At 74.7% G+C, this 16,237-nt stretch carries 12 protein-coding genes and 1 pseudogene; 9 read left to right on the top strand and 4 right to left on the bottom strand.

Annotation, left to right across the window (positions count from 1 at the left end):
- Positions 1-77 precede the first annotated feature (77 nt).
- On the top strand, positions 78-1,820 hold the full coding sequence (recJ, locus tag ANAE109_RS06770) for a single-stranded-DNA-specific exonuclease RecJ (protein ID WP_049768535.1): 1,743 nt from the start codon (positions 78-80) through the stop codon (positions 1,818-1,820).
- Positions 1,821-1,829: 9 nt separating this feature from the next.
- Here recJ and ANAE109_RS06775 read toward each other — a convergent pair whose 3' ends face one another.
- Positions 1,830-2,051, bottom strand: coding sequence for a YHS domain-containing protein (locus ANAE109_RS06775; protein ID WP_011985642.1), 222 nt, complete (start codon positions 2,049-2,051; stop codon positions 1,830-1,832).
- Between the two features lie 269 nt (positions 2,052-2,320).
- Here ANAE109_RS06775 and aspS point away from each other — a divergent pair, with 269 nt between their 5' ends.
- A complete protein-coding gene (gene aspS, locus ANAE109_RS06780; RefSeq protein ID WP_041448170.1) occupies positions 2,321-4,135 on the top strand; it encodes an aspartate--tRNA ligase in 1,815 nt (604 codons plus the stop codon).
- 58 nt (positions 4,136-4,193) lie between these two features.
- Complete coding sequence (locus tag ANAE109_RS06785) at positions 4,194-4,634, top strand: GNAT family N-acetyltransferase (protein WP_011985644.1); 441 nt, start codon at positions 4,194-4,196, stop codon at positions 4,632-4,634.
- A gap of 512 nt (positions 4,635-5,146) precedes the next feature.
- On the opposite strand, the pseudogene ANAE109_RS23315 reads toward ANAE109_RS06785, so the two are convergent.
- Positions 5,147-6,314: pseudogene (locus ANAE109_RS23315) on the bottom strand (HNH endonuclease).
- A gap of 502 nt (positions 6,315-6,816) precedes the next feature.
- Here ANAE109_RS23315 and ANAE109_RS25225 point away from each other — a divergent pair.
- A complete protein-coding gene (locus ANAE109_RS25225) occupies positions 6,817-7,095 on the top strand; it encodes a hypothetical protein (protein ID WP_041448171.1) in 279 nt (92 codons plus the stop codon).
- Between the two features lie 57 nt (positions 7,096-7,152).
- On the opposite strand, the gene msrA is transcribed toward ANAE109_RS25225, so the two are convergent.
- A complete protein-coding gene (gene msrA / locus ANAE109_RS06805) occupies positions 7,153-7,803 on the bottom strand; it encodes a peptide-methionine (S)-S-oxide reductase MsrA (protein ID WP_011985649.1) in 651 nt (216 codons plus the stop codon).
- A 179-nt stretch (positions 7,804-7,982) separates the two neighbouring features.
- Between msrA and ANAE109_RS06810 the strand changes: the two genes are divergently transcribed.
- The 5 genes from ANAE109_RS06810 to ANAE109_RS06830 are packed head-to-tail and all read left to right on the top strand — an operon-like array spanning position 7,983 to position 13,329.
- Positions 7,983-9,620 carry a glycerol-3-phosphate dehydrogenase/oxidase gene (locus tag ANAE109_RS06810; protein WP_011985650.1) on the top strand — a complete coding sequence of 546 codons (1,638 nt, stop codon included), beginning with the start codon at positions 7,983-7,985 and terminating at the stop codon, positions 9,618-9,620.
- Complete coding sequence (glpB, locus tag ANAE109_RS06815) at positions 9,617-10,924, top strand: glycerol-3-phosphate dehydrogenase subunit GlpB (RefSeq protein ID WP_234945258.1); 1,308 nt, start codon at positions 9,617-9,619, stop codon at positions 10,922-10,924. The genes ANAE109_RS06810 and glpB overlap by 4 nt, the downstream gene beginning before the upstream one ends.
- Positions 10,925-10,926: 2 nt before the next feature.
- Positions 10,927-11,427, top strand: coding sequence for a 4Fe-4S dicluster domain-containing protein (locus ANAE109_RS06820; protein WP_011985652.1), 501 nt, complete (start codon positions 10,927-10,929; stop codon positions 11,425-11,427).
- On the top strand, positions 11,424-12,350 hold the full coding sequence (locus ANAE109_RS06825; protein WP_011985653.1) for a diacylglycerol kinase family protein: 927 nt from the start codon (positions 11,424-11,426) through the stop codon (positions 12,348-12,350). Before ANAE109_RS06820 ends, ANAE109_RS06825 begins: the two co-directional genes overlap by 4 nt.
- A gap of 40 nt (positions 12,351-12,390) precedes the next feature.
- Entirely contained in the window at positions 12,391-13,329 is a 939-nt protein-coding gene (locus tag ANAE109_RS06830; RefSeq protein WP_143827915.1) for a hypothetical protein, read from the top strand.
- A 46-nt stretch (positions 13,330-13,375) separates the two neighbouring features.
- Here the strand turns inward: ANAE109_RS06830 and ANAE109_RS06835 are convergent, their stop codons facing one another.
- Positions 13,376-16,141, bottom strand: coding sequence for an SNF2-related protein (locus ANAE109_RS06835; protein ID WP_011985655.1), 2,766 nt, complete (start codon positions 16,139-16,141; stop codon positions 13,376-13,378).
- Positions 16,142-16,237 lie beyond the last annotated feature (96 nt).

Consider the following 16,237-nt stretch of genomic DNA (forward strand, 5'->3'; position numbering starts at 1 on the left):
CGGCGTGACCGATCAGGTCTGTGGTACCCGGGCCGGCGGGCGGGCGCTGTCACCCTCCTGTGCTATCGACCGGAGCCGTGGACGCCAACGCGCGGAGGCGGTGGATCGAGACGGCGGTGGACGCCGCTGCCGCCGCGCGCCTCGCGGAGGCGCTGCGGCTCCATCCCGTGGCGGCGCGGGTGCTCGCCGGGCGGGGGCTCGCGGACCCCGCCGACGCCGAGGCGTTCCTGGCCTCGCGGCTCTCCGAGCTCCCGGATCCCTTCACGATGAAGGGGATGGACGCCGCCGTGTCGCGGCTCGTCCAGGCGGTGGAGGCGGGCGAGCGGATCGCCTGCTACGGCGACTACGACGTGGACGGCGTCACCTCCACCGCGCTCCTGTGCGGCTTCCTCCGCGCCGCGGGCGCCGACGTCGTGACCTACACCCCTCACCGGCTCGTCGAGGGCTACGGCCTCAACACGGAGGCGGTCCGCAAGCTCGCCGCGCAGGGGGCGCGGCTCCTCGTCACGCTCGACTGTGGCATCACCAGCGTCGAGGAGGTCCGCGCGGCCGCGGCGCTCGGGCTCGACACGGTGGTCGTGGACCACCACACCGTGCCGGTGGAGCTGCCCGCCGCGCGCGCGATCCTGAACCCGCACCAGCCGGGCTGCGCCTACCCGTCGAAGGGGCTCGCCGCCGTGGGCGTCACCTTCGCGCTCGCGATGGCGCTGCGGCGGACCCTGCGCGAGCGCGGCCGCTTCGGCGGCGGACGCGCGGAGCCGAACCTGAAGGACGCGCTGGACCTCGTGGCGCTCGGCACCATCGCCGACGTGGTGCCGCTCGTCGGGGCGAACCGGATCCTCGTCCGCTGGGGGCTCGAGGCGATCGCCAAGAGCCGGCGGCCGGGCCTGTGCGCGCTGAAGCGGGTGGCCGGGATCGCCGAGGGCGGCGAGGTCACCGCGGGCCAGGTCGGGTTCCGCCTCGCCCCGCGCATCAACGCCGCGGGGCGGCTCGACGACGCCGGGCGGGGCGTGCGGCTCCTGCTGTCCGACGACGAGGCGACCGCGCGGGCGCTGGCCGAGGAGCTCGACCGCGAGAACGCGGCGCGGCAGGAGATAGAGCGGCGGATCCTCGACGAGGCGACCGAGGACGCGCGCGCGCGGGTCGGGGCGGGCGTCCGCGGTCTCGTCCTCGCGCGCGACGGGTGGCACGCGGGGGTGGTGGGGATCGTCGCGTCGCGGATCGTGGAGCGCTTCCACCGCCCGGCGGTGCTGGTCGCCCTGGAGGAGGGCTCGGGGAAGGGGAGCGGACGCTCGATCGAGGCGTTCCACCTCTACGACGCGCTCGCCGCCTGCTCGGGGCACCTGGCGCGCTTCGGCGGTCACCGCCACGCCGCGGGGGTCACGGTCGAGCGCGGGAGCCTCGCCGCGTTCCGGGCGGCCTTCGAGGCGCACGCTGCGGCGCAGCTCGCCGAGGAGGACCTGGTCCCGCGCTGCCGCATCGACGGCTGGCTCGAGGAGCGGGACGTGACCGAGCGGATCGCGGAGGACCTCGCGAAGCTGGGACCGTTCGGCGCGGGTCACCCGGAGCCGGTGTTCGCGCTGCGCGGCGCTGCCACCCGGGCCCGCACCGTCGGGGCGGGGAACGCGCACCTCAAGCTCGCGCTCGGACGCGGCATCGACGCCATCGGGTTCGGCATGGGCGACCGGCTCGCCGCGTGCGCGGGGCCGGTCGAGGCTGCGTTCACGCTGGGCTTCGACGCGTGGGACGGCGCGCGCCGGCTGCAGCTCAAGCTCCGCGACGTCCGTCCCGCCGCGGCCGGCGTTCGCGCGGCAGACTGAGCGCGCCTGTCAGGCGAGTCCCCAGCTCGCCTTCCGGTCCGTGAAGAGCGTCCCGAGCCTCGCGAGCTCGTTCACGTGGATCCTCTCGGCGTGCTGCTCGAAGCGCGCGCGGCACCGGCCGGAGCAGAAGAAGTAGCGCCGCCGCTTGTACTCGAGCTCCTGAGCGTCCGCCTCGATGACGGGTCTCCCGCAGATGGGGTCGACCGAAACGCCGCCTTCGTCTGCCCTCATGGCCGCTGCCTCCTCGCCACAGGAGCTTTCTGCAATGGAGGGGCCACGCGGTGCGGACTGGCGCAGACACTGGCGCGGCGTCGCGCGCCCGCCCGGCTGTCGGAATTGCAGGCGCGTCCCTGAAAAATCGTCACGCCTGCTCGCTGTCGAGGCGCGCCCGCCCGGGTGCGGTCCAGCCCGCACGGGCGCGTGGGATCGTGACACCTGCCGCGCTTGACCTGCCAGGTTCCGCGATGTTAGCTGCCGGATCCACTGCAGGGAGGCTGCCATTGGCGCGCTTCATCACCGAGCTCAAGCGAACCCACACGTGCGGTGAACTCACGAAGGCCGACGTCGGGAAGGACGTCGTCCTTTTCGGGTGGGTGAACAACCGGCGCGACCACGGCGGAGCGGTGTTCATCGACCTCAGGGACCGGACGGGTGTCACCCAGGTCGTGTTCGAGGCGGACGTCCGACCGGAGGTGCACGACCTCGCCGGGCAGCTCCGCCTCGAGTACTGCGTGGGCCTCCGCGGGAAGGTCGTCTCGCGTGGCGCGAACGCGAACCCGAAGCTCCGCACGGGGGACATCGAGGTCCACGCGACCGAGCTGGAGCTCTTCAACCGCTCGGAGCCCACGCCGTTCCAGATCGAGGACAAGCTCGACACGAGCGAGGAGAAGCGGCTCCAGTACCGTTACCTCGATCTCCGCCGCGCGCCCCTCCAGAAGACGCTCATGACCCGCGCGCGCGTGAACCACCTCACGCGCAACTACTTCACCGACCTGGCCTTCCTCGAGCTCGAGACGCCGTTCATGGTGAAGTACACGCCCGGCGGGGCGCGCAACTTCCTCGTCCCCTCGCGCCTCAACCCCGGCAAGTTCTACGCGCTGGCGGAGAGCCCGCAGCTCTTCAAGCAGCTGTACATGATGGCCGGCTTCGACCGGTACTTCCAGATCGTGCGGTGCTTCCGCGACGAGGACCTCCGCCTCGATCGCCAGCCCGAGTTCACCCAGATCGACGTGGAGATGTCGTTCGTCGAGCAGAACGACGTGTTCGACGTGATCGAGGGGCTCGTCGTCCGCCTCTGGAAGGAGGTCCTCGGGGTCGAGCTCCCGCGGCCGTTCCCGCGCATGCCCTTCGACGAGTCGATGGCGAAGTACGGCAACGACAAGCCGGATCTCCGCTTCGACATGCCGCACGTGGTGCTCACCGAGCTGGTGCGTCAGCACGACGGCGGGGGGCTGCCGCTCCTCGAGGAGGCGGTGAAGGCGAAGGGCATCGTCAAGGCGATGCGCGTGCCCGCCTCGGCGAACCTGTCCCGGACCGAGATCGACAAGCTCGAGGAGTACGTGAAGGGGATGGGCGCGAAGGGGCTCGCGCGCGCCAAGATCGGCGACGGCGGCGAGTGGACCCAGTCGCCGTTCGCGAAGACCGTCACGCCGGCGCTGCGGGAGGCGGTCAACGCCGCGTGCGGCGCGCAGCCGGGTGACCTCCTGCTCTTCCAGTTCGGCAAGGAGTCCGTCGTCCACACCGTCATGGCCAACCTCCGCGTGCACCTCGCGAAGCGGATGGGGCTCATCCCGGAGTACGGCTCCGGCGGGCAATGGCGCTTCCTGTGGGTCGTGAACCCGCCGCTCTTCGAGTTCGACGAGGAGTCCGGCCAGTGGGCCGCGGCGCACCACGCGTTCACGCGCCCGCACGACACCGACGTGCAGTACCTCGAGACCGATCCGGGCAAGGTGAACTGCTACCGGTACGACCTCGTGCTGAACGGCTTCGAGATCGGCGGCGGCTCCATCCGCCTGCACGATCCCGCCGTCCAGGCGCGCGTGTTCAAGGCGATGGGCATCTCGGACGAGGAGGCGAAGAACAAGTTCGGCTTCCTCCTCGAGGCGCTCAAGATGGGGGCGCCGCCCCACGGCGGAATCGCGCTCGGCATGGACCGGCTCGTGATGCTGCTCACCGGCGCCGAGTCGCTGCGCGACGTCGTGGCCTGGCCCAAGACGCAGAAGGGCACGGATCTCATGACCGGCGCCCCCGGCGACGTGGACGCGAAGCAGCTCCGCGAGGTGTACGTCAAGTCGACCTACGACCCGGGCAAGTAGCGGGGCCGCCCGGGGCAGGGCTGGCGCACGGCGAGGCGGTTCCGGTACCGTTCCGGACATGGCCTACCTCGTCCGCTTCGCCTCCACGCCCGAGGATCGCGACGCCGCCTTCGCGCTGCGGCGCGCGGTGTTCGAGGAGGAGCAGAACATCCCGCGCCCGCTCGATCGGGATCCGCACGACTCGAGCGCCGACCACGTGGTCGCGTTCGACGACGGCGGTCGCTGCGTCGGCACCGGGCGCATCGTCCGGCTGGACTCGCGTACCTGCCAGGTGGGCCGGCAGGCGACCGCTCCGTCGTATCGCAAGCAGGGGGTGGGCGCCGCGGTGCTCGAGTGCCTCGAGCGGATGGCGCGCCTCCGGGGCATCGCCGAGCTGACGGTGCACGCCCAGCTGCCGGCGGAGCCGTTCTACCGGGGCCACGGCTTCGTCCGCGAGGGCGAGGTCTTCCGGGATCAGGGCGTCCCGCACGTCCTCATGCGCAAGCGGCTCGCGGGCTGAGAGAGCGTGAAGAAATCGGCCGCGCCCCATCGATGGGGGGGGTGGCCGTGATCTGCTCGGAGCGTGAGCGAACGGTTGATCGCCGCGGCCTCGTGGCACCGACCCTCGGCCAACGTCGAACCCGACGCACACCTGGACTCCGGCCTCGACGCCGACGCCGACGCCGACGCCCGACCCCGACCCCGACCCCGACCCCCGACGCCGACCTCGACCTAGACCCCGACCCCGCGACCGCGACCGCGACCCCGACCGCGACCGCGACCCCGACCGCGACCGCGACCCCGACCGCGACACCCCACCTCGACCCCGACCTCGACCCCGACGTCGACCGCGACCTCGTCATTCATCACATCGGCTCGTCCTGGACTCGGGACGAGGTGCCGACCGCGCGACCGCGGTGGGCACGCGCGAGGGAGCAGTACGAGCCAGGGAAAGCGGGCTACGAGCGGCGGAGGGGGGGGCGTCGCCGCGCCGCGCTGCGGTCGGCTTAGCTCCCGTTCCGCCGTCCGCGGTCACGTTGCCCACAACGGCTGAATGGCACCCGGTACGGCTCCGCCGTACCCCGTCCGCCCGGAGACGCTCTCGCGCCGGAAGCGATCCATGTGCTCGCGCCCGTAGGTCTGTTCGGCGTGCAACAGGTTGTGGGACTTGCAGGCGACTCGGAGGTTCTCGACCGTCGAGGGTCCGCCCAGGGCCTGCGGGTGGATGTGGTCGAGCTCCAGCTGCCAGCGGCTGTCGCAGCGCCGCCCGTCCGGAGCGACCCAGGCGCAGCGTCCGCCGTCGCGCTTCCAGACCTCGCGCCGCACTATCGCCGGGATCGTGCCCGTGGGCGCGGCGCGCTCGGCAGAGGGCCGTGGGTCCCCGTCTGCTTTCCGCTGCCGCTCCGGCGCGATCGCGCCCTTGCGCTTGCCGTGCTTGTCGATGGCGCAGCGGATGGCCTCGCGGAGCACCGCCGCGAGATCGCCGTCCGGGATCTTGTGCGAGAGCAGCGCGGTGAGCGTCTCGAGGTCCTCCTTGCAGGACGCGTCGATGGTGACCCGCAGCGACCAGTCGCTCTCGCTCACCGCGCGGGTCTCCGCCCGCGCCTTCTGGCGAGGAACGTCGGGCAGCGCGGAGACCGTGGGCGGCAGCGACCCACCAGCAGCCGCCCGAGGCGCGTGGATCGCCTCCTGCGGCTCGGCAGGTCCGGCATCCACTGCCGCCAGCGGCAGCGCCGGGGCGCTCGCGGCTGAGGCGCGGTCGGGCAGCTTGCGCACGCCCGCCCGCGGAGCGGTGCGCGCCTGGAGCGAGGCGACGAGGTGATCCACCTCCGCCTTGGTGCGGTACGCGGCCCCGGGCGACGAGGTCGCGCAAGTTCTCCTCGGTCAGCACCTGGCCGAGCAGCTGGACGGTGGAGATGCAAAGGCGGCCATCCCGAAGCGCGCCCTCGAGGCTGGGGAACCGGCGCAGCACCCGCATCGCCTGGATGCGTCGCCCGGCCGCGCCCTCGCGCAGGTGGAGCACCTCCAGGCAATACGCCCAGAGCGAGGGGTACCCGGCGTCCACGTACGCGCGGCGGCGATCGAACACCTCGAGGTGGAGGAGGAACTCGACCTGGACGTCGCGCTCCTGGCCTGCGAGCTCGCGCAGGCGCTGGGCGAGGAGGGTCGAGTCGAGGGCGGAAGGGGCGATCGCGGGCATGGTGCACCTCCTGTGCACCCTTCGTAACACGCGATGTCGGCCCCTTCGGAAACGCACCAGGATCGCGCCTGCGCCGTTTTCCGGCCCCGCCCCTTCGCCGTCCACGCGGCGCGCCGGACGCGCACGGCGCGGCCTGCCTGCGCTCGCGAGGTACGTGCTCTCGACGTACCGCGGACGTCGAAGCGCGTTTCGCCTCGAACCTCGTCAAGAGGGCAACGTTCACCCACCGCAACTGGGACTCGCGTGGCTCGCAAGAGCTGTCGCTGGGGATAGCAGGTACTAATAGTGAATACCGCCGTCGACCGAGCGTGCGCGCACCTCCTCGGACCTGGTCCGCCCGCTGCCCAGTCCTCGCGCCGCCGGCGACGAAGACCCGCCCGTGCGATGCGCGAGGCGCGCCGGGAAGGACCGAGCGCTTCCCCCCTCGATGCCCGAGCCCCTCTCCGTCGACCGACGGCACACGACCACCCCACGCGCGTGCTGTCGCCGTGGGATGTGATGGATGAAGAGACCTCGACCCACCTCGACCCCCGCCCCGACCTCGACCCCGACCCCCGACCTCGACCGCGACCTCGACCTCGACCGCGACCTCGACCTCGACCTCGACCTCGACCTCGACCTCGACCTCGACCTCGACCTCGACCTCGACCTCGACCGCGACCGCGACCCCGACCTCGACCCCGACCCCGACGTCGACCTCGCCCCTCGACCTGCCGCCCCTCGACTACGCGCTCCTGCGGAGCGCTACGCTGGGGCGAGCGGATTCATTCACGGTCTCTGAGCGGGCGGCGGGCCCCGCGGGCGTGACCGGCGGCGCGGCCCGGCGCGGCCTGGGGGCCTAGCTCGCTCCGACACCCGTGCCGATCGGACAGGAGACCCCCGTGCCGCCCAGCCCGCAGTAACCGGCGGGGTTCTTCGCCAGGTACTGCTGGTGATACTCCTCGGCGTAGTAGAAGGGCGGGGCGTCGAGGATCTCGGTGGTGATGGGGCCGTGGCCGGCGGCGCGCAGCGCGGCGGCGTACGCCTCGCGCGACGCCTCGGCGCTGCGGCGCTGGGCGGCCGAGTGCACGTAGATCCCGGAGCGGTACTGCGTCCCCGTGTCGTTGCCCTGCCGCATCCCCTGCGTCGGGTCGTGCGACTCCCAGAACACGCGGAGCAGCGTCTCGTACTCGAGCCGGGCGGGGTCGTAGATCACGCGCACCGCCTCGGCGTGGCCCGTCCGTCCCGTGCAGACCTCCCGGTACGTCGGGTTCGGAGTGAGCCCGGCCTGGTAGCCGACCGCCGTCGCGTAGACGCCGGGGAGGCTCCAGAACACCCGCTCCGCGCCCCAGAAGCAGCCGAGCGCGAAGTCCGCCACGGCGTGGCCCTCCGGGAACGGCGGCACGATCCGGTTGCCATTCACGAAGTGCCGCTCCGGCACCTCCAGGGGCTCGGCGCGGCCCGGCAGCGCCTCGGCGGGGGTGGGGAGCTCGAGCGACCTTCCGACCATGGAACCTCCTCGGCGGATCTAAGCCGCGCCCTGCCTGGGCGCAGGACCGCCGCCGGCGCCCCTGCGCGGGCAGGCGCCGTGCCGCTCGGGAGCGCGGCCCTCGCCGGCGTGCGCGCGCCCAGCAGATTAGGGGCGTCCTCCCCCCGGCGGCGCGTTACGCTGGGCGCGGCACGGACTTCATGGACTTCGACGTCATCATCCTGGGCGGGGGCGTGAACGGGACGGGCACGGCGCGCGACTGCGCCATGCGCGGGCTGCGCGTCCTGCTCCTCGAGAAGGCCGACTTCGGCGTGGGGGCGAGCGGAAACTCGTCCGGCATGATCCACGGCGGCATCCGCTACATGCTCTCGGACCGGCACGTCACCGCGCTCGCCGCCCGCGACTCCGGGTACATCCAGCGGATCGCCCCGCACCTGCTCTTCCGCATCCCCTTCCTCCTGCCGTTCACCTCGCGGAGGGAGGGGGCGACCCTCCGCGACCGCGCGGCGTGGTACGCGACCGAGGTCTACGTCGGCACGTACGATCTCTTCCAGCCGCTGAAGCGCGGGAAGCCCTCGACCCGGCTCTCCGCCGAGGAGCTGTACCGGCTCGAGCCGGGGCTCCGCCCGGGCCTCCACGGCGCGGTGACGCTCGACGAGTGGGGCATCGACGCGTTCAGGCTCTGCGCCCTGAACGCGCTCTCCGCCCGGGCCCACGGGGCCGAGCTCCGCACCTGGACCGAGGCGCGCGAGCTCCTCGCCGAGGGCGGGCGCGTCCGCGGGGTGCGCTTCCGGGACGTGCTCACCGGCGAGACCGGCGAGGCGCGCGCGCCCGTGGTGTTCAACGCCGCCGGCGCCTGGTCGCCCGCGCTCGCGCGCCGCAGCGGCGCGGAGGTCCCGATGCGGCCGGGGAAGGGCGTCCACCTCACCCTCGACCGCCGCTACTCCAACTACGGCGTCATCCTCTCCGCGGTGGACGGGCGGCAGATGTTCGTGATGCCGCACGAGAGCGAGTCCATCGTCGGGACGACGGACGACGACTACTACGGCGATCCGGACGACCTCGAGGCGACGAACGACGAGGTCGAGTACCTCATGGAGGGAGCGGCGTCGCTCCTGCCCGGCGTCCGCAACGCCCGCATCACGCGCGCGTGGTGCGGCCTGCGCACGACGATCTACGCCTACGGCCCCAACGAGGACGCGCTCTCCCGCGAGCACCAGCTCCACGACGGCGCCCCCACCGGCCACGCCGGGCTCCTCTCGCTCGTGGGCGGGAAGCTCGCGAGCTACCGCGCCCAGGCGGAGGAGGCGACGGACCGCATCCTCTCCCTGCTCGGGCGGAGCGGCGCGCCGTGCCGGACGCACGAGGAGCCGCTCCCGGGCGGCGACGCCGTGCCCGATCCGGCGGCGCTCGCCCGCGCCCATCCGGTGGCCGCGCCGGTGGCGGCGCGGCTCGTCTACCGGCACGGCAGCCGCGCCGGGGAGATCCTCCGCCTCGTGGAGGAGGACCCGCGGCTGGGGCTCGTGCTGTGCCGCGACGAGGGCGTCCTCGCCGCCGAGGTGGTGCACTGCGTGCGTCACGAGCAGGTCAGGCGGCTGCAAGACCTCCGCCGGCGGTGCCGCATCGCGGTCGGCGGGTGCGCCGGGCTCGACTGCGCCCGGGGAGCGGCGCAGCTCGCCGCGCGGGAGCTCGGCTGGTCTCCGGAGCGGGCGCGTGCGGAGCTCGCCGACCTCCTCGACGCAGGCTGGCGCGAGCGGCGGGCGATCCTCGACGGCGCACAGCTCGTCCAGGAGGAGCTCGTGCGCGGGGCCCACGCCGGCGCGGGGGTCCCGTGGTGATCCCGGCCGCCGCCGGGGCGGACGTGCTCGTGGTGGGCGGCGGCATGGCCGGGACGATCGCCGCGCTCGCGGCGCGCGACGCGGGCGCGCGCGTGGTGCTCGTCCGCCGCGCGCCGGGCGCGACCGCGCTCTCCTCCGGCGCGATCGGCGTGGCGCCCGACTTGCTCGCCCTGCCGGGCGAGCCGTTCTCCTCCGCGCTCGGCCCCGTCGAGGCGGCGCGGCGGATCGCGCGCCTCCGGCCGGACCACCCGTACGCCGTGCTCGGGCCCCAGCTGGAGGCGCTCACCGCGGCGCTCGACTTCGCGTCGCGGGCGCTCGCGCCGCTCCTCGCGCCGCCGCTCGACCGCCCGCGCTTCCTCGCGACGCCCTTCGGCACCGCGGTCCCGGCGGCGCTCTGCCAGCGCTCCCAGGCCGGCGGCGACCTCGCGGCGGTGGAGGGCACGCTCGTCGTCGCCGGCCTGCGCGGCCACGCCGGCTTCGACGCCGCGCAGGTCGGGAAGGGGCTCGAGCGCCAGCGAGCGCGCGGGGGGCCGGCGGTGATCGCGGTGGAGGCCGACCCCGGGCTCGCGGGGCTCGCGCTGCTGCGGCCGCACGAGCTCGCCCGCGCGCTCGAGGCGCCCGGCGCGGCGGAGGCGCTCGGCGCGTCCATCCGGGCCGCCTTGCCCGCGGGGGCGGGGGCCGTGCTGGCGCCGCCCGTGCTCGGCCTCGATCCCCGGGCGCGGGTGCCGGAGCGCGTCGCCGCAGCGGCGGGGCTGCCGGTCGCGGAGACGCTGTCCGACGTGCCCAGCGTGCCCGGGCTCCGGCTCCAGGCGGCGCTCGACGCCGCGCTCCGGGCCGCGGGGGTGGAGCTCGTCCAGGGAACGGTCGAGGACGCCTCGGGGCCCGGCGCGCCCGCCACCGTCGGCGGGGCGCGGATCACGGCGGCGCGCTGGGTCCTCGCCACGGGGCGCTTCGTGGGCGGAGGCATCGCCCGCCGCGGCACGCTGCGCGAGACGACGCTCGGGCTCCCGGTGCAGGCGGCGGAGGGGCGCGAGGCGGGCATCGATCTCGCGGCCCGTCCCGCCGCCTCGCTCACCCTCCGCGCCCGCACCGGCCCGCAGCCACTCCTCTCCGCGGGGGTGGGGATCGACGCCGGGCTCCGGCCGCTCGACGCGGGCGGCCGCCCCGCCGCAGAGGGGCTCTTCGCCGCGGGAGCCGTGGTGGGGGGCCACGAGCAGGCCAGCGACGGCACCGGGCTCGGAGTGGCGATCCTGACGGGCTGGCTGGCCGGCCGGGCGGCGGCGCGCGCCGGGGAAGGGGGCTGAGGATGGCGACGCGGGCCGCCGCGCTCTCGTACCTCGCGTGGCGCGCGCTCGTCGCGCACCCGCTGCGGCGGCTCTTCCGGCGGCGGGGCACCGGCCTCGAGCGGTTCACGGCCGCCTACGTCGCGGAGGGGCTCGGGCCGACGACGGCGGAGGACCGCGCCGTCGCCGAGGCGGCCTCCTCGTGCGTGTCCTGCGGGCTGTGCGAGCCGCGGTGCGAGCTCGCCGGCGCGGCGCCGGCGGTCCGCGCCCTCGGGCTCCACGCCGCCTTCCGGCTCTATTCTCGCAGCGCCGCCGCGCTGCCCCTCGCGGCCGAGGCGCTCTCCGCGTGCGCGGGCTGCGCGGGCTGCGACGCGCTCTGCCCGACGGGGGTGCCGATCTCGCGGATCGTTCGCCACCTGCGCGCGAAGGTCGTGCCGGGCGCCGCGGCCGAGGCGCCGGAGGAGCCCGATGACGCGGCGCGGCGGCGCGCCGGCGACGATCGCCTGCTATCCTCTCGCACGTGAAGCCCTTCCTGATCGTGAACCCGCAGAGCGCCGCCGGGGGGACCGGCCGGCACTTCGACGCCATCGCCCGGGCGGTGCGCGCCGAGGTGGGCGAGTTCGAGTGCTCCTTCACCGTCGCGCCGGGCGACGGAGCGCGGCTCGCGCGCGAGGCGGTCGCCGCGGGCGCGGGGCTCGTGGTGGCGGTCGGGGGAGACGGGACGGCGAGCGAGGTCATCCACGGATTGGTGAACGGGGACGCCGCGGCGCCCGGGGACGTGGTGTTCGGCTTCATCCCGCGCGGCACCGGGGGCGATCTCCGCAAGACGCTCGGGATCGGCCGCGACCTGGGCTCCGCGGCGCGCGTGCTCGCGGGGCGCACCGTCGCGGTGTGCGACCTCGGCCGCGTCACCTTCGCCGGGCACGACGGGACGACGCGGGTCCAGCACTTCGCCAACGTCGCCGGCTGCGGCGTCTCCGGCGAGGTGTCGCGCCTCGTCAACGAAGGCCTGAGGCTCCCGAGCGGGAGGCTCTCGTTCATGCTCGCGTCGGCGCGCGCGCTGATCGGCTGGACGGACCGGAGCGTCCGCTGGCGGGTGGACGGCGGCGAGTGGACCGAGGAGCGCATCACCGCGCTCTCCGTCTGCAACGGACGCTACTTCGGCGGCGGCATGCAGGTCGCGCCGGACGCGAGGATGGACGACGGCCTGTTCGACGTGGTGGTCTGGTCCGGCCTCGGCCTCGGCGACTTCGTCACCAAGAAGCGGATGCTCTACGACGGCACCCACGTGCGGCTCCCGAACACCCGCGTGCTGCGGGCGCGGACCGTCGAGGTGGAGCCCGCCGGAGACGCGCGGGTGCTGCTCGACGTGGACGGCGAGGCCCCGGGCACGCTGCCGGCGCGCTTCGAGCTCCTGCCGGGGGCGCTCCGGATCCGGGTGGGTTAGTCGCCTCACGGTGAACGGAGGCGTGCTTACCCTGGGGACCATGGTCCCAGCGCTCGCCCTCCTGCTCCTCGCCCTCGCCGGGTCCGGCCCGGCCGGGGCCGTGCCCCCCGACGCGACCGCCAGCGCAGACGGCTCGACGGTGCACCTCGAGGCTCCGGACGACGTGAAGCGGCTCTGCGACGCGCTGGCCCCGGTGGAGCGGCTGCGGACGAAGGGCGACGCGGTCGCGCGCGGCGAGGCGGAGCGCGCGCACGAGCGCGCGCGCCGGCGCGCCCTCGCGGCTCGCTACGCCGCGACGGTCCCCGCCGCCGGGCTCGCGCTCGCCTTCGATCCCGCCGAGGGTACCCTGGCGCTCTCCGAGCCCGCTCAGCTCCCGGTGGCGCACGGCACGGCGCGCCTGTGGCCGGCGCTGGACGGGGGCCTCCCCGTCGAGGCGAGCGCCGACGCCGCGCGCCGGATCGTGGAGGCGCAGCGCGCCGGACATCTCGCCCTCGCGCTCGAGTTCGCGCTCCCCGACGAGGCGACGTGTGGAACGGGCGCGCGCGGCACCCGGTTCGTCCTGCCCGTGGAGCCGGTCGCGTGGCGCTGGACGAACGACACGAAGGTGGTCGCCGCCGGCGGCGCCGCCGCGGAGCGGCCGCTCGCCACGGCGGCGCAGGGGGCGGCCCCGCGGATCACGGTGGGCGCCCCGATCGCCGGCAACGCCGGCGCGCGCCGCGGCGTGGCCGATCGCTCGGGGGAGCTCGAGGCCTGCTACGCCGAGGCGCTCCGTCGCGCTCCTGGGCTGGACGGCGTGCTGGTCGCGCAGGTGGGCGGCGGCCGCACGCACATCGCCGCCGACTCGGTCGGCGACGCCGAGCTCGCGGCGTGCGTGGTCCGCGCGCTCGGCTCCCTGGGGAGCGGCGCGGCGGCGGTGCCGATCCGCTTCGACCTCGTGGCGACGAGCCCCGGCCCGTCGCCCACCCCGGCCGTGCGCTGAGGGTCGTGATCCGGTCCCCGCACCGAGCCGGCGCGGGCGCCCCGCGTCACGGCGCGCGCCAGTAGGCGGTGGCGACGAGGGTGCGCTTCTCGCGGATCTCCGCGCGCTTCTTCAGCTCGGCGATGGCCCGGTCCTTCTCGGCGTACCGGTGCCCCTCGGTCGCGCGCAGGTCGTCGAGCTTGCGGCGGTACTCGCGCTCCGCGCGCTCGCACAGGGCGCGGCGGTCGCGGAGCGGGGTCTCCGACCGGTCGTGCAGCGCGGCGCGCGCCTTCGCCCACGCCGCGCGCGCGTCCTCGACCGACTTGCGCGGCGCCGCGAGGGCGTCCTCGATCGAGCGGTCCCAGCGGTCACGCGACTCGTCGTAGGCCGCGGCGATCCGCTCCTGGAGGTCCTGCGTGAGGCGGAGGTGGATCGTCTGGAGCGCCTCCTCCTGCGCCGTCCCGATCGACACCGTCGCGCCGCGCGGTCCGGCCTTCGCCTCCTCGGCGGGCAGCGCCGCGAACACCTCGGCCTCCTCCGGCGTGAGCGCGTGGAAGCGCTCGCCGTCGTGCCAGAGGATGAGGTGGATCACCTTCTCCTCCGAGACCAGCGCGTCGAAGGCGAACTTGTAGGCGAACCACCAGCCCTCGCGGCCGGCGAGGCGTCCGAGCTTCGCCGGGAGGTTCACCGCCGGGAGCTCCAGGAACGAGACCGCGTCCTGCGGGCGCGAGCGCACCTTCTCGGCCGCCTCGCGCACCAGCTTCGCGCGCCGGGTCCGTCCCTTCCCGGCCGGCTCCGGCGCGGGGGCCTCGGCCGGGAGGGCTGGACCTTCGTCCTCGAGGACGGCCGCGACGAGCGCGTCCTCCTCGGCCTCGCGGCGCGCGACGGCCTCCTTCGCCTTCTGCTCCGCGACCCGCAGCCGGCCGCGGACCTCGCCGTCGAAGCGCTCGAACAGCAGCGCGCGCGCCGCGGCGAAGCGGGCGGAGATCCGGTCGTCGAGCTCGCCGCGGAGCTTCTGGAAGGCGGCGTCGATCTGCTCGCCCGAGCGGCAGGACTGGTAGATGTCGAGGACCCGCTTCTCGAAGTCGATGCCCGTGCCGAGCGCGCCGAGGATCTCGTCGGACGAGCCGAAGACGCCGTCGAAGAGCGCGAGCTTCTGCGAGAGGAGCTCGTAGAGCCGGTTGTCGGCGGCGTTCTGCCGGTTCAGGAAGTTCAGGACGAGCACGTCCCGCTGCTGCCCGTAGCGGTGGCAGCGCCCGATGCGCTGCTCCACGCGCTGCGGGTTCCAGGGCAGGTCGTAGTTCACGACGAGGTTGCAGAACTGGAGGTTCAGGCCCTCCGCGCCCGCCTCGGTCATGATCAGGATCTGCGTCCGGTTCCGGAACTCCTCCACGAGCGCCTGGCGCTTGTCCGTCCCGCCCACGTCGCCCGAGAGGCAGGTGACGGTGTAGCCCTTCGCCTTGAGCAGGCGCGCGAGGTAGTCCTGCGTCCGCCGGAACTCGGTGAACACCACCGCCTTGTCGGGCCAGTTGCAGGCCTTCGCCACCGTGAAGCAGCGATCGAGCCCGCGCACGAGGGCGTCGCCCTTCGCGTTCACCTGGATCTCGCGGGCGAGCCGCGCGCAGGCGCGGAGCTCGGAGAGCTCGTCGTTCATCCGGCGGAGCGCCGCCTGCCCCTTGGGCCGCGCGCTGCCCCCCTGATCGTCGAAGAGCTCCTCCACCTCCTCGGCGAACCCGTCCATCTCGAGGAGCAGCTCCGCCTGGGCGGAGCACTCCACGCCCGCGATCTTCTGGTCGAGCGTGTCGGCGAGCCGGTCGAGCGTCGCCGCGAGCGCGAAGGACGAGGACGCGAGGATCTTCCGGTAGACGAGGACGAACAGCTGCCGCCGCGCGGCCGGGATGGCGAAGGCGTCGTCGCGGCGCAGGTACTCGGAGACGCGATCGTAGAGCTCCTGCTCCTGGGCGGTCGGCGCGAAGTCCTCCACGATGGAGCGTCGCGCGGTGTACTTGACGTACTCCTTCACCTGTCGCCGCAGGGTGCGGATGAACACCGGCGCGAGCCGCGCCTTCAGGTCCGCCGCCCGGTCCTCGGTGAGCTCGCCCGAGGCGTACTGAGACCGGAACGCCTCCTCGTTCCCGAGCAGCGCGTCGTCGATGAAGGCGGCGAGCCCGAGCAGCTCCATGAGGTCGTTCTGGAGCGGCGTGGCGGTGAGGAGCAGCTTCGGGGCCTTGCGGAGCGCCTTGCGGAGCGCCTGGCCGGTGCGGTGGTCCTTGCGGTACGCGTTCCGCAGCCGGTGCGCCTCGTCGATCACGGCCACGTCCCAGGGGACGCGCTCGATGTCCGCCTGGCGCAGGGCCGCGAACGGGTGGGAGCAGATCACGATCCCGCCCGTGTCGAACGGGTTCGTCCGCAGCCCCTGCCGCTCCTTCTCCCTGACCGAGTCGCCGTCGACGACCTCCGCCTCGAGCCCGAACTTGGAGCGCAGCTCCTCGCGCCACTGGGCGCGCAAGGAGGCGGGGACGAGGATGACGGCGCGCCCCTTGCCCTCGGCGGCGAGCTGGGCCAGCACGATGCCCGCCTCGACGGTCTTCCCGAGGCCCACCTCGTCGGCGAGCACGGCGCCGCCGGTCGGCAGCGCGGCCAGCGCGAACGCCGCGGCCTCGATCTGGTGCGGGTTGAGATCCACCGCGGAGTGGGCGAGGGCGCCGGCGAGCCGGGTGGTCCCGCCGCCGCCGCGCGCCGTCAGCGCCTCGGCGGCGATCCGCTGGTGGAACGGGGTGAGCTGGGGCTTGTCCGCTCGAGAACGCGACGCCACGTGAGACACCCCGCCCATCCCGCCGACCTCCCCGCGCCGCGCGCTGCGGCACTCCGCCGCCCGTTCCCGGGACCGCGCGAGCGCCATGCGCCCAACCACCCGGCCGTGGCTCCA

Source organism: Anaeromyxobacter sp. Fw109-5 (assembly GCF_000017505.1).
GTDB lineage: Bacteria > Myxococcota > Myxococcia > Myxococcales > Anaeromyxobacteraceae > Anaeromyxobacter.